This is a genomic window from Dactylosporangium sp. NPDC050588 (genome assembly GCF_040654975.1).
In the GTDB taxonomy this organism is placed as follows: domain Bacteria; phylum Actinomycetota; class Actinomycetes; order Mycobacteriales; family Micromonosporaceae; genus Dactylosporangium; species Dactylosporangium maewongense.
Genome location: NZ_JBFAJA010000050.1, coordinates 1 through 12,654 on the forward strand (window position 1 = coordinate 1; position 12,654 = coordinate 12,654).

Here is a 12,654-nt window from a genome sequence, read left to right on the forward strand (position 1 = left end):
CCACTCGGTACGACAAACTCGCCGTCCGCTGGCAGGCAGTCCTCACCATCACCATCATCGGCGAGTGGCTCTGACCCGTTATGAAACGCGCCCTAGACGTCCGTGACCCGGAGCTCCTCGCTCAGCGGGTGCGCGCCGGTCGCGGGCAGGCGCAGCCACACCACCCGGACGGTGCCTCCGGCCCAGCCCACGCCGAGCACGCCGGACCTCTCGCCCCGCGTGACCGGCGTCGTGCCGACCCTCCCGGTCGCGACGTCGATCCTGAACAGGGTCACGACCCCTGCGGGGTCGCTCAGCGCCACCGCGAGGGTGCGGCCGTCGGGCGAGAGCCGCATGACCCGCGTCGCCGCGCAGGGCAGGTATGCGGCGAACAGCTGCTTTCCGGTGTCCAGCGCGGCGGCCGTCAGCCCGCATGACGCATGCGGGGCCGCGAGGAGCAGGCCACCCTGGACCGTCAGGCTGTGCGTCTCCCAGGAGGGCACCGGTTCGAGGCCCGTGAGCCTTTGCTCGGCACCCGTCGCGAGGTCGTGGGCCATGATCCGGCCGGGGGTGCGGTACAGGTAGGCGGTCGTCGCGGTGGCGCCGAGGAGCTCGACGTCCTGGCCCTGGACGCGCACCTCCCGCTGCAGGCCGACCTGCCCGCCGGCGTCCAGCACCAGCAGGCGGATCGCGAAGTCGCTGACGTCGGGGCCGTCCTCGCGGCTGACGCCGGGCTTGAGGTTCTTGCCGCCGAGGACCACGGAGCGGCCGTCGTCGAGCGGGACCCAGGCCCGGACGTCGTCGACGATCTCGGGGACGGGGGTGCCGTCCAGCTGCCTGTCGGCGCCGAGCTCGTACAGCGCGCGCACCTGCGGGACCGTGACCTTGCCGCCGCTCTTGTCCGGCCCCAGCGCCCAGCCGGCGTTGAGCGGCAGGCGCTGCATCTGCCCTAGGGCCAGGTCCTGGGTTGTCCGGCTTTGGGCTGCCGGCCCGACGGCCGTCCCGTCCGGATTGATCGCGACGATTGCGGCGATGGCCGCCACGGCCGTCACGGCGACCGCCCCGAGCGCGGCCGTCGCCTTGCGCCGGCGGTTGCGGCGGTGCCTTCGCAGCACAGCATCCAGATCCGAATCCGCGGCGGGCAGCGCATCGGCGGCGCGGCGGATCACCTCGGTGATGTCTCCGGTCGTCATCCCTGCTCCTCACCCAGCGACTGGCGCAGCTCGGCTAGGCCGCGCGCCATCCGGCTCTTGACCGTGCCCTCGGCGACGCCGAGCACGGTGGCGGTCTCCACGGTGGACAGGTCCAGCAGGACCCGGCAGACGATCACGGCCCGCTGCGGCAGCGGCAGCCGGCGCAGCGCGGCGAGGGCGCCGGCATGCGTGTCGGGCCCTTCCTTCACGCCGCCGACGGCGCCCGCGTCGGGGTCCGGATACGGCAGCGGGCGCTCCCGCCGGACCTTGCGCCACCAGGAGGTGGCCCAGTTGAGTCCGACGCGGAACGCCCATCCACCCGGGTTGTCGTGGTCACGGACCCGGCCCCAGTGGGCGTAGGCGCGTGCCATCGCCTCATCCGCGGCCTCGCGGGCCAGTTGCGGATCGCCGAGGGTGACGGCGAGCGCGCGGTAGAGCCGATCGGCTTCGAACCGGTAGAACGACTCGAAGTCGTTGCTTGTCGCGGTCATGACTGGCGTCCCCACAGCACACACACGCCTGGGGGCGCCGATGCGTTCCCTAGCTCTTCAGACTTTTCAGCGCCTCCGCCACCGCGTCGGCGAGGGTCGTGGTGGGGCGGCCGATGAGCGTCGACAGGTCGGCGCCGGGCACGTCGAGGCTACCGGCGGCGATCGACGCGTCGGCCGCGGCCAGCAGCCGCGCGAACTGCTCCGGCAGCCCGAACCCGATCAGCGCCTGCGCGTAGTCGTCGGCCGGCAGGTCCCGGTACACCACCTTGGTGCCGGACTGCGCGGTGACCTCGGCGGCGAGGTCGGTGAGCGACATGGTGGCGTCGCCGCCGGTCTCGTAGATCTTCCCCTCGTGCCCCTCGCCGGTGAGCACCGCGACGGCACCCTCGGCGAAGTCCTCGCGGGTCGCGGCGGCGACGCGGCCCTCGCCCGCGGCGCCGAGGATCACGCCGTGCTGCAGCGCGGTGGCCAGGCCGGCCGTGTAGTTCTCGAAGTACCAGTTGTTGCGCAGGAAGGTGTACGGCAGCCCCGACGCGACGATGAGCTCCTCGGTCGCCTTGTGCTCGGGCGCGAGCGGGTTCGCCGACGTGTCGGCCCTGGTGATGCTCGTGTAGACGATGTGGCCCACACCCGCCTTCACGGCGGCGTCGACGACGGCCCGGTGCTGCTCGAGCCGCCGGCCGGCGTCGCTGCCGGAGATGAACAGCAGCCGGTCGGTGCCCTCGAACGCCGGCACGAGCGTCTCCGGCTTGTCGTAGTCGGCGTGCCTGCCGCCGGCCTTCGTGGTGTCGCGAACCGCGGCGACCGGGTCGACGCCCCGCTGCCTGAGCTGGTCGACGACCAGGCGGCCGAGCTGCCCCGTGGCGCCGGTGACGGTGATGGTCATGAGAACTCCCTCGTCCTGGTTACTCTCCCACAGTAAGCACTAACTTCTGGAAAGTGCAAACCTTGAGTTACCGTTGTCTCATGTCGTACGAGGAGCTGGTCTTCGACGTCTTCGCCAGGAACTGCACGTCGCGACCCGTCATGGACACGGTCGCCGGCCGCTGGGGCATCCTGTCGATGGCGGCGCTGCTGGGCGGCACGCACCGGTTCAACGAGCTGCGCCGCCGCGTCGACGGCGTGAGCGAGAAGATGCTGTCGCAGACCCTCCACGCCCTCGAGCGCGACGGCCTGGTCCTGCGCACGGTGCAGAGCACGATCCCGCCCCGCGTCGAGTACAGCCTCACCGACACCGGCCGCCGGATCGCGACGAAACTCATGGAGCTGATCGACCTCGTGGAGTCCGAGATGCCGGGGATCTCCGCCGCGCAGGCCCGCTACGACGCGCTCTAGCTCCTGGCGTGGGTCTCGATCAGGTCCGCGACCCTCAGCAGCGGCGCGACCTGCCCTGGGATGTTGTCCGGCGCGCCGAGCCGCCCCTGGAAGAACGTCAGCAGCTCGTTGCCCTCGACGCTCCAGTCCGGCAGCCACCCGGCGACGTGCTCCGCCACGAGCTGGCCGCCGATCACCGCTCTGACGAGGCTCGGGTCGCTCGCGTTCACCCGGTAGGCGCCGTCGAACGCCTCAAAACCGATCGCCGTCGCCTTGTCCCCGAACAGCGACCGCCACAGCTTCGACCCGCCGCCCCGCTTGTGCACGGCCACCGTCGGCCGCGGCATCCGCAGCCGCACCACCACCGCGACATGATGGTGCGTGGTCGTCGTGGTGTGCGTCGTCCCGTTGGCATCCGTCGAGGTCGACGAGGTCGTGTACGAGTAGTCGGCGATGCTCACCGGGCGCCCGCCCACCGTGCTGAACAGCGCGAGCGACACGCCCCGCCGGTTCCGCCCCGGCATCCGCCGTCCCCAGTCGACCTGCGGCCTCACCACGACCTGCCAACCGTGCCGCTTCGCCCACACCCGCAGCGCCTCGACCCGCTCCCGCTCCCGCCGCGCCGACACCACCGCCGTGACGACGATCAGCACGATCGCCACCCCGAAACAGGCGACACCACCGATGACGATGGCCGAGGAGTCCATACATCCACGCTAAAGTCCCGGTGCCAGTTCCGCTTCCCGGCGCCGCGCCACCTGCCGCGCCGCTTGTCCGCTCCGCACCTCCCCGCCCGCGAGGTTCACCGCATGCACCTGTTCGAGTCCCTGATCGAGCCGGCGGCTGCCCTCACGGTGATCCCAGAAGCCGCCGCGACCCGATCCCACCGCTACGGCGGCCTGCCCGGCCTGCCCCGCGGGACCGAATGGCCCACCCACCACGGCACCCCCATGGTCCTGCTCGCCCGCCTCGACTGCGCCGACCTCGCCGCCGTGCTCCCGGACACCTGGACCCTCCCCCGCACCGGCGAGCTGCTCTTCTTCCACGAGGAGCCCCCCGCTGCCGCCCGGTCCGGGAACTCCTCCACCGCCGACCGGTTCAGGGACTCCTCCGGAGCGGGCCGGTTCAGGAACGGGCAGCCGTCCCCCCGCAACGATTCCGTCACCGGCCCGCAGCGGTTCTTCCGCGATGAGTCTTCCGCCGCGGGCCGGTTCGTTGACGCGCAGCCGCTCTCCCGCGACGAGTCCTCCGCCGCGGGCCGGTCCGGGGATGCGCGGCCGCTCCCCGGTGAGGAGCGCTCCACCGCCGACCGGTTCGAGGACCTGCGGCCGCTCCTCCGCGACGGGTCGTCCACCGCCGCGGAGGGCCGGTTCGGCGACGCCCTCGACGACGGCTGCCGGGTCCTGCACGTCCCGGCCGGGCTGCCCCCGCGCCCCGCACCGCCGGGCACCTTGGTCGTCCCGCCGCTGTGCCTGGCGGCGGACCGGGTGGGGTCCGTCCCGCCGTACGACGCGCCCGCCCTCGCCCACGTCTTCGCCCTCGACCCGATCGCCGCGATGACCGCCCGCGAACACGCCGAGGACACCGCCGGCCGGCCGCCCCGCCACCAGGTGCTCGGCTGGCAGCGGGACGCGTTCCTGCACCTGCCGGGCCTGCGCCCGCTCCTCCAGCTGGAGGCCGAGCCGGGCACCGCCTGGGGCGAGGTCGTCAACGTCTCCTTCTGGCTCCCCGAAGCCGACCTCGCCGCCGGCCGCCTCACCGCCGCCCGCCGCTACCTCGAGACCGCGTAGCCCGACCGGCACACCCCCGCCACCGGCCACCTCACCACCACGACCTCAAGGCCGTATCGCCTGACCGGCCGGCCCTGCCACCGGAGCACCTCACCACCGCGACCTCAAGGCCGCACCGCCGCTACCTCGAAGCCGCGTAGCCCGACCGGCACGCCCCCGCCACCGGCCACCTCACCACCACGGCCTCAAGATCGCGCCGCCCCGATCGGCCGGCCTCGCCACCGGGGCTGCCCCACCACCGCGACCTCAAGGCCGCGTCGCCTGACCGGCCGGCCCTGCCACCGGAGCACCTCACCACCGCGACCTCGAGGCCGCAGCACCCGACCGGCAACCTCACCGCCGCCCGCCGCTACCTCGAAGTCGCGAAGCCCGACCGGCACGCCCCCGCCACCGGCCACCTCACCACCACGGCCTCAAGGCCGCGTCGCCCCGATCTGCCGGCCCTGCCACCGGAGCACCTCACCACCGCGACCTCGAGGCCGCAGCGCCCGACCGGCGACCGCACCGCCGCCCGCCGCTGCCTCGAAGTCGCGTAGCCCGACCGCACGGCCTCGGGATCGCGTAGCCCCGACCGGTGCGGCCTCGCTGTCACCCCACCGCCAAGAGCACCCCCAGGGCTTCCCCCGTCGCGGGGTGGTCGGCGAGCAGCGCCCGCACGGCGGACGGCCCCGGACCCGCCGAGCTCACGGCGGACGCCTGCCCCGGGGCGGCGGACGCCGCGAGCAGTTCGAGGTCCGACCAGCCGGGGCTCTCGCCGCCGGCACCCGGGACCCCGAGCACGCCGGCGATCCCGTCAGCCGCCGAAGGGTGCCCGGCGAGCAGCCGCATGACCGGCACGGCCGCGTCCCACCGCTCCGACCCGGGCCCGAACCCGTCGCCGCCTCCGAAAAGGTCACCGAGGTCGCCGATGGCACCGCCGCCGTGGGCCGCGGCACCCGGGGCAGGCGCGGTGACGGTCCAGGGCGGGGCCCAGGCGTCGACGGCGGGCAGGGTGCCGGGGAACGTCCGGCCGGCCTCGCGGATCAGGACGGGCACGAGCTCGCCCGCCTGGTCGCGCAGCGTGGTGATGAGCGTCGGGAGCCACGGCAGCAGGACCGGGTCGGGCAGGTGGGCGAACGCGTCCGACATCACCTCGACCACGAACGCGGCCAGCTTCGGCACCGGCTCCAGCGCCTGGACGAACCCGCTCAGGTACTGCGGGAACGTCGGCACCACGAGCGGGTTGCCCAGCAGGTCGGCGCAGCGGGCCCGCAGGTCCGCCAGGGGCAGCAGGCCGAGCTGGTGCTGCGCGGCCCAGAGCAGCGCGACCTTCGCCGGCGACTCGGGGTGCGACTGCCGGACGGCGAGCTCCAGCTGGGCCCGGTCGCAGCCGAGCGACAGCGCCAGTCCCTCCATGGTGAAGAGGAAGCCGAGCATCGCGCCGACCTGCCGGACCCCGGTCTCGTCGTCGACGAACGCGGTCGGCAGGAGCGTGCAGTAGTGCGCGTAGCCGGTGGTGACGAACGACGCGCACCACGACGGCAGCTCCGGCTCGGTCGACCGGTAGTGCGCCAGCAGCCGGCGGATGCGCCGCAGGACGTCGGGGGCGTCGTCGACGGTGCGCTCGGCGGAGAGCAGCTCGACGGCCCGCGCGCCGAGCTCGTCGGTGAACCTGCGGCTGCCGAGGAACAGGATCGAGTCCTCGACGGCGCGCAGGGCGACGGCGGCGGTCGCGTCGGGCGCGTACACGGACCGGCGGAGCCTGCGCTCCACGACCTGCTCGACGGTGACGCCCTCATAGCCGAGCTCGATGATGTACCGCTGATGCTTGCCGATCGAGAGGTCCCAGCTCTCCTGGACCGACCGCTCGCCGAGCCGCCGCGAGCCCATGATCGGCCGGACGGCGCCGTCGGGCAGCAGGTATCGCAGCATCCACAGCAGATGGGAGCAGGGAACCAGCTCGGGCTGCCCGTTGAGGTCGAGCAGCGCCCGCTGCACCGTGCTCTTGCGCAGGTCGAGGCCGATCGGGGCGAGCCGGTCGTAGACGTCGCGAGCCAGTGGCGGCAGGGCCTCGTAGCCGACCTGGCCGACGCGGTCGCCGCCGAGCAGGATCTCGCAGAGCCGCCGCACGTCGCGCCGGCCCGGGACCACGTCCTTCTCGATGCAGGTGACGGCCGCGTCCTGGAAGTCGTACGGCGTGGGCCGCGCCCGGTTGCGCATGCCGGCGAGCAGGATCGACGTCTCGAAGACGGCGATCGCGTCGGCGGTGCTGGCGAGGTACCCGTTGCGCCGGGCCAGCCGGACGATGTCGACGGACCAGCCGAGCAGCTCCTCCTCGTCGAACCCGTGCAGGTCGGGCGGGCTGGCCAGGAACTGGGTCAGCTGGTCGGCGACGGGAGCCGTCTCGACCGGCGCGGCGGCCGGGCGGGCGGGCTTCTTCTTGCCGCCGCGCTGCCCCTCGAGCTGAAACGTGGCGAGCTTCGACCGGCTGACCGCCTTGGCCCAGGTCGCCGCCGCGATCGACACCGAGCCGGAGGCGAGCCCGAACTGGCCTTCGATCGCCGAGTGGCTGGACGGGATCAGCCCGTACAGCCACTTCGTCGCGGTGCGTGGGCTGATCTCGAACGGCGCCGCGTCCGGTCCGGTGCCGAACTGCTCGACCCGGCTGGCGGCGTGGAAGGCGCCGCACACGTACAGGCAGTCGGCCCGGTCGACGCCGGAGGTGGCGAGGTGCTCTCGCATGCGGGTCCACATGTAGCGCTCGCGGTCCTCGTCGACCGTGACCCGCTCGGTGTCGCTGGGCGCCAGCCGCCGGAAGAGGCTGCCGATCAGCACCATGACCTGCCGGTACGTGGCGTAGTCGGCGTCGACGAGCGGCTGCTCGACGTACTGGTCCCACCACTCCGACCAGTGCCGCACCTTGCCGTGGTGCAGCAGGTGCGTCTCCAGCTCGGCGAAGCGCGGCCGCAGGTCGCCGATCTCGATGCCGACCGCGTCGCCGTGCAGCGCGCCGGCGTCCTCGGCGTCCGACGCGTCGGCCTCGGACGGCGCGACACCCGACCCGGCGCCGGACGGCTCGGCGTCGGCCGGGGCTTCTTCGCCGGACGCGCCGGAGGTACGCGGCTGCCACTGGAAGACGTGGTCGGTGGAGCGGTCGACCAGCACCAGTTCGACGCCGGGGGTCTCCAGCGCGTACGCGATCGCCTGGTATTCGGCGGACGCTTCGGTGATCGGCGCGATGACGCTGAGCGGCCCCCAGTCCTTCGGGAACGTGTCCAGCTCCGACGCGAACGCCTGCAACGCCACCGGCAGCCGGCAGTTGCGCAGCTCCGTCAGCAGCGGTGCCAGGTCCTCGCACAGCTCCAGGTAGATCACCTTGGGCTGCTTCTCGCGCAGCCTGCGGACCATGGCGAGGGCGGACGCCGGCGAGTGGTGGCAGACCGGGAAGATCTCCAGCTCCTCGCGCAGCGCCCGGTCGACGTCGTCCACGATCCCGGAGAGGATCCCGGGCACGGCGCCGGGCGAGCCGGCGAACGCGGTCGCCGCCTCGACCAGCTGCTGCCGCAAGGCCCCGAACGGCTCGCTCATGACAAGGTGGCGATCGCCTCGCGGCCGCCTTCGAGGAAGGCCGGCCAGTCCCCGCCGTCCTGCTTGCTGCGCGGCTCGACGACGCCGTGCCAGTACTTGTTGAGAATCGCGAGGTCCTCGGGGCTGCGGCGGGCGAGCGACCCGACGAGCGAACCGGCGAGGGTCTGCGCCCGCAGGGTCCGGTCGCCGAAGAACGTGCTGTGCAGGATCGCGTCCTCCAGCACGCCGATCTGCTCGGCGGTCGACAGCGCCGACTCGAGCTTCTCGTCGTCACTGGTCGCCGATGCCGCCGCGGTGCGGAGGTCGGCGAAGCTCTGCAGCAGGATGTCGAGCAGGTTGGGCGGCACGTCGAGCTCGATCTGGTGCCGGCGCAGCAGCTCCGTGGTGCGGAACCGGACGATCTCCGCCTCGCTGCGCTTGTTGGTCACGACGGGGATGCGCACGAAGTTGAACCGGCGCTTGAGGGCCGACGACAGGTCGTTGACGCCGCGGTCCCGGCTGTTCGCGGTCGCGATGATCGAGAAGCCGGGCTGCGCGAACACGATGTTGTCGTCGTCGAGCTCGGGGATCGACACGTACTTCTCGGACAGGATCGAGATCAGCGCGTCCTGCACGTCGCTGGTGGAGCGGGTCAGCTCCTCGAACCGGCCGATGACGCCCCGCTCCATCGCCGTCATGATCGGCGACGGGATCATCGACGCGCGGGACTGGCCCTTGGCGATGACCATCGAGACGTTCCACGAGTACTTGATGTGGTCCTCGGTCGTGCCGGCGGTGCCCTGCACGACGAGCGTCGAGTTGCGGGAGATGGCCGCCGCGAGGAGCTCGGCGAGCCAGCTCTTGCCGGTGCCGGGGTCGCCGATGAGCAGCAGGCCGCGGTCGGACGCGAGCGTCACGATGCTGCGCTCGACGAAGCTGCGGTCGCCGAACCACTTCTGCGACACCTCACGGTCGAGGCCGTCCGCGCGCTCCGAACCGAGCACGAACAGGCGGACCATCTTGGGGCTCAACCGCCACGAGAACGGCTTCGGCCCGTCGTCGATCGACTCGAGCCAGTCGAGCTCATCGGCATACTTGACCTCGGCGGGGGCGCGGAGCATGTCGGTCATGTCGGGTCTCCTATGCGAGGAAGTTCTTGAGTTCGGTGATGAGCTTGCGGATGTGGCCGGAGATCACGGGCGTGCCCATGTCCTTGAAGCGCTGCCGGAACCACGGGTTGACGCTCTGCTGGCCGCCGCTGCTGACGGAGCCGATCGGGATGAACCTGACGCCGGAGCGGTGCACCGCCTGGATGCCTTCCAGCAGCGGCTGCGACCGGTCGAACTCGTAGAAGTCCGAGATCCAGACCATCACCGTGTTGCTCGGGTCGGCGATCTTCGGACGGGCCATCGCCATCGCGACCGGCCCGTCGTTGCCGCCGCCGAGCCGCGTGCGCAGCAGCACCTCGAACGGGTCGTGCACCCACGGCGTCAGGTCCAACGCCCGCGTGTCATAGGCGATCAGGTGCACGTCGACCTTCGGCAGCCCCGCGAAGATCGACGCGAGGATGGTGCAGTTGACCATCGAGTCGACCATCGAACCGGACTGGTCGACCACGACGATGAGCCTCGCCGGCGTGGTGCGCTTCGCGGTCTGCCGGTAGAAGAGGCGGTCGACGTAGAGCCGCTCGTCGTCGGGGCTCCAGTTGGTCAGGTTCTTCCAGATGGTGCGCTCGAGGTCGAGGTTGCGGTAGATCCTCTTCGGCGGCACGGACCGGTCGATCACGCCGGCGCTGCTCTGCTGCACCTGGGTGCGCAGCACCTCGGCGACCTCGTCGACGAACCGGCGGATCAGCGCCTTCGCGTTGGCGAGGGCGACGCCGGACAGGTTGCTCTTGTCGCGCAGCAGCTGCTCGATGAGCGACATGCTCGGCGTCAGCTGCTTGGCGAGCGCCGGGTTGGCCAGGACCTCCCGCAGGTGCATCCGCTTGACCAGGTCACCTTCGAGCCCGCCCAGCACCCCGGCGAGCCCGCCGGCGTTGGGCTTGCCGCGCAGCTCCCCTGGCTTCATGCCGAGCGCCCGCTCGAACCACCCGGCGTCGGCCTGCCAGTTGGCCAGCTGCCCGGCGCTCACACTGCCGCTGCCGGTCGCGAACACGTTGATCAGCAGCTTGGACACCAGCGCCGCCCGCCGCACCTCGTCACCCGCCGCGCCCACCACGCTCAGCGAGGTGCCCGAAGCCGCGCCTGCCGGGGTGCCTGGCAACGCCGCTGCTCCAGCGCCCCCCGAAGCGTCTTCCCCGGCGCCCGCCGAAGCGTCTTCCCCGGCGCGCGGCGAGTCGTCTTCCCCGGCGCCCGCCGGGGCTTCCGGCCCGGTGCCGGCCGAACCGCTCGATGACGCGCCGGGTGCAGTGCCCGCCGAACCGTCCGAGGGCGACCCCGGTCCAGAACCCACTACAGCGCCCGGCCCGGTAGCCGCAGCAGAGCCCGGCCCAATGGCCGCGGCAGCGCCCGGCCCAGTGGCCGCGGCAGAGCCCGGCCCAGTGGCCGCGGCAGAGCCCGGCCCAGTGGCCGCGGCAGCGCCCGCCGGCGGGCCCGAGGGCGAGCCCGGCGCAGCGCCCACGGAGGCGCCCGGACCAGTAGCCACCGAAGGCCCCGCCGGAGTGCCCGAGGTCGGGTCGGCCGGGGTCATCAGGCCGTCGAAGGCGCCGGCCAGCTCGGGATGGCGCTGGACCAGGTTGTCGACGGAGACGGCGGGGTCGAGCAGCGCCGGGGGCAGGCCGATGTCCTCGACGATGGCGACGCTCGCCGCCTCCAGCGCCTGTTGCTCGTCGGTCTGGAAGACCCGGGACAGCATCCGCCAGTAGAGGACCTGGCGACGGTTCTCGTCGCTCATCGGCGCAGCAACCTTCCGGCCCGCTCGCGCAGGACGGCGACCGCGTCGCCGGCCGCGGCGGCCGCCTTGACGACCTTCGGGTCGGTGGGGCCGAGGGCCCAGTCGGTGGTGTGGGTCGCCACGGGCTGGCGCTTGACCATGGTGAGGACCGCGACCGGCTGCAACGACCAGCCGCCGTCCCACCGCAGCAGGCCGATGCAGGCCTGCGAGGCGGCGACGAGCTGCGGGGTCAGCGGCCCGCACGACGGCAGCCGCGTCGTGTCGACGGCGATCGTCTGGTCGCCGAGCGTGAACGTGCCGCCGTCGGCCGCATAGCCCTCGACGAGGACGGGCTCGCCGATGCGGGCCGGGTGGCGCTCCAGCGGCGGCACCGCCGGTGCGACCGCGCCGGGCAGCAGCACCCGGGCGGTGGCGAACGGGTCGGCGGGCGGCCCGGCCTTGGCCTGCGCGTCGCTCCAGACCAGGTCGCCGCTGTCGAGCAGCGGCAGGTCGGTGACGTCGAGGGTCAGCCGCTCCGCGAGGGCGCCGAGCAGCACCGGGTGCCCCGCGAACAGCCGCCACACGGCCGGCCCGACGATCGTGTCGACCTTCGCGGCGGCGACGCTGGTGCGCACGAGGCGCGGCGCGGCGCCGGGGGTCTCGAGGATGCCGTGCACCTGGATCTGCACGGCGGTCGCGTGCTCGTGGACGTCGGCGCCGAGCAGCAGGAGCCGGCCGCTGACCGGCTCGGACGCGGTGGCCCGGCCGCCGTCCTGGGCCAGGAGCATCGCGCGGCTCCACAGGTCGCCCCAGCGCCGCAGCGGCAGCCGGTCCATGGTGGCGATCGGGCTGCACGCGCGCAGCTCCGCGGCGAGCCCGTCGAGCAGCGTCGCGAGGCGGCGCAGCCGCGGCTCGGCGAGGGTCGCCGCGATGATCTGGCCGGCGGTGGTGACCAGGTCGTGGTCGACGCCGCGCCAGCCGGTGATCGCGAGCTCCCGCAGCCAGGAGCGGCTGCCCGCGAGCAGGTTGCCGGCGGCCGCGACGTCGCCGCCGGCGCGGGCGGGCCACGCCGGCCGGGTGCGGCCGAGCGCCGCGTCGGCCTGGGCGAGCAGCGCGTCGTGGACGGCGCCGAACAGCGCCGACCGGGCGCCGGCCAGGGCGAGCAGGTGCTCGTCGGAGATCGACCCGGCGGCGATCTTGTCAGCGGCCTCGGCGACCCTGTCGCGCAGCGGGCTGCCGGCGAACGCGTCGGCGAGGCCCGTGAACACGGACGGGGAGACCCTGGCGAGCCCGTCGGCGAGGGCCTGGTCGACGGAGCCGGCCAGGTCGAGGGCCTCGGGCACGCCCGGGGCGGGGTCGGCGAGCAATGCGCCGAGCTGGGTCTCAAGCATCAGCGCACCACCCGGCCGGACCCGGGGCCGCCGACGGACGAGCCGCCAGGTCAGGTGCCCCGGGCGCACCCGGCGC

Annotated in this window: 9 protein-coding genes and 2 pseudogenes; 2 read left to right on the forward strand and 9 right to left on the reverse strand. The window is 73.4% G+C overall.

From position 1 onward, the window contains the following. Positions 1 to 92: 92 nt before the first annotated feature. Genes AB0I21_RS31285 through AB0I21_RS31295 form a run of 3 tightly spaced genes read right to left on the reverse strand, consistent with a single transcriptional unit; the run spans position 93 to position 2,549 of the window. Positions 93 to 1,172, reverse strand: coding sequence for a hypothetical protein (locus AB0I21_RS31285; RefSeq protein WP_360566532.1), 1,080 nt, complete (start codon positions 1,170 to 1,172; stop codon positions 93 to 95). After that, complete coding sequence (locus AB0I21_RS31290) at positions 1,169 to 1,663, reverse strand: SigE family RNA polymerase sigma factor (RefSeq protein WP_354889786.1); 495 nt, start codon at positions 1,661 to 1,663, stop codon at positions 1,169 to 1,171. The genes AB0I21_RS31285 and AB0I21_RS31290 overlap by 4 nt, the downstream gene beginning before the upstream one ends. 49 nt (positions 1,664 to 1,712) lie before the next feature. Next, on the reverse strand, positions 1,713 to 2,549 hold the full coding sequence (locus AB0I21_RS31295) for an SDR family oxidoreductase (protein WP_360566534.1): 837 nt from the start codon (positions 2,547 to 2,549) through the stop codon (positions 1,713 to 1,715). An 80-nt stretch (positions 2,550 to 2,629) separates the two neighbouring features. Between AB0I21_RS31295 and AB0I21_RS31300 the strand changes: the two genes are divergently transcribed. Beyond that, positions 2,630 to 2,998 (forward strand): helix-turn-helix domain-containing protein, encoded by a 369-nt coding sequence (locus tag AB0I21_RS31300; protein WP_344501268.1) that lies wholly within the window; start codon positions 2,630 to 2,632, stop codon positions 2,996 to 2,998. Here the strand turns inward: AB0I21_RS31300 and AB0I21_RS31305 are convergent. Next, positions 2,995 to 3,684, reverse strand: coding sequence for a hypothetical protein (locus tag AB0I21_RS31305; protein ID WP_360566536.1), 690 nt, complete (start codon positions 3,682 to 3,684; stop codon positions 2,995 to 2,997). The two genes, AB0I21_RS31300 and AB0I21_RS31305, sit on opposite strands and share 4 nt — an antisense overlap. Positions 3,685 to 3,786: 102 nt before the next feature. Between AB0I21_RS31305 and AB0I21_RS31310 the strand changes: the two genes are divergently transcribed. Next, positions 3,787 to 4,767: a DUF1963 domain-containing protein gene (locus tag AB0I21_RS31310; RefSeq protein ID WP_360566538.1), complete on the forward strand. Its 981-nt coding sequence runs from the start codon at positions 3,787 to 3,789 to the stop codon at positions 4,765 to 4,767. A gap of 588 nt (positions 4,768 to 5,355) precedes the next feature. Here AB0I21_RS31310 and AB0I21_RS31315 read toward each other — a convergent pair. The 5 genes and pseudogenes from AB0I21_RS31315 to AB0I21_RS31335 form a co-directional block, all read right to left on the reverse strand. Further along, positions 5,356 to 8,334: a DUF5682 family protein gene (locus AB0I21_RS31315; RefSeq protein WP_360566540.1), complete on the reverse strand. Its 2,979-nt coding sequence runs from the start codon at positions 8,332 to 8,334 to the stop codon at positions 5,356 to 5,358. Next, positions 8,331 to 9,443, reverse strand: coding sequence for an AAA family ATPase (locus AB0I21_RS31320; protein WP_360566541.1), 1,113 nt, complete (start codon positions 9,441 to 9,443; stop codon positions 8,331 to 8,333). Before AB0I21_RS31320 ends, AB0I21_RS31315 begins: the two co-directional genes overlap by 4 nt. Positions 9,444 to 9,453: 10 nt before the next feature. Continuing rightward, a pseudogene (locus AB0I21_RS31325) lies at positions 9,454 to 10,512 on the reverse strand (VWA domain-containing protein); the annotation flags it as partial. Positions 10,513 to 10,989: 477 nt separating this feature from the next. After that, positions 10,990 to 11,208 (reverse strand): annotated as a pseudogene (locus AB0I21_RS31330) (VWA containing CoxE family protein); the annotation flags it as partial. Further along, positions 11,205 to 12,578: a hypothetical protein gene (locus tag AB0I21_RS31335; protein ID WP_360566543.1), complete on the reverse strand. Its 1,374-nt coding sequence runs from the start codon at positions 12,576 to 12,578 to the stop codon at positions 11,205 to 11,207. The pseudogene AB0I21_RS31330 and the gene AB0I21_RS31335, both read right to left, overlap by 4 nt. Between the last annotated feature and the right edge of the window lie 76 nt (positions 12,579 to 12,654).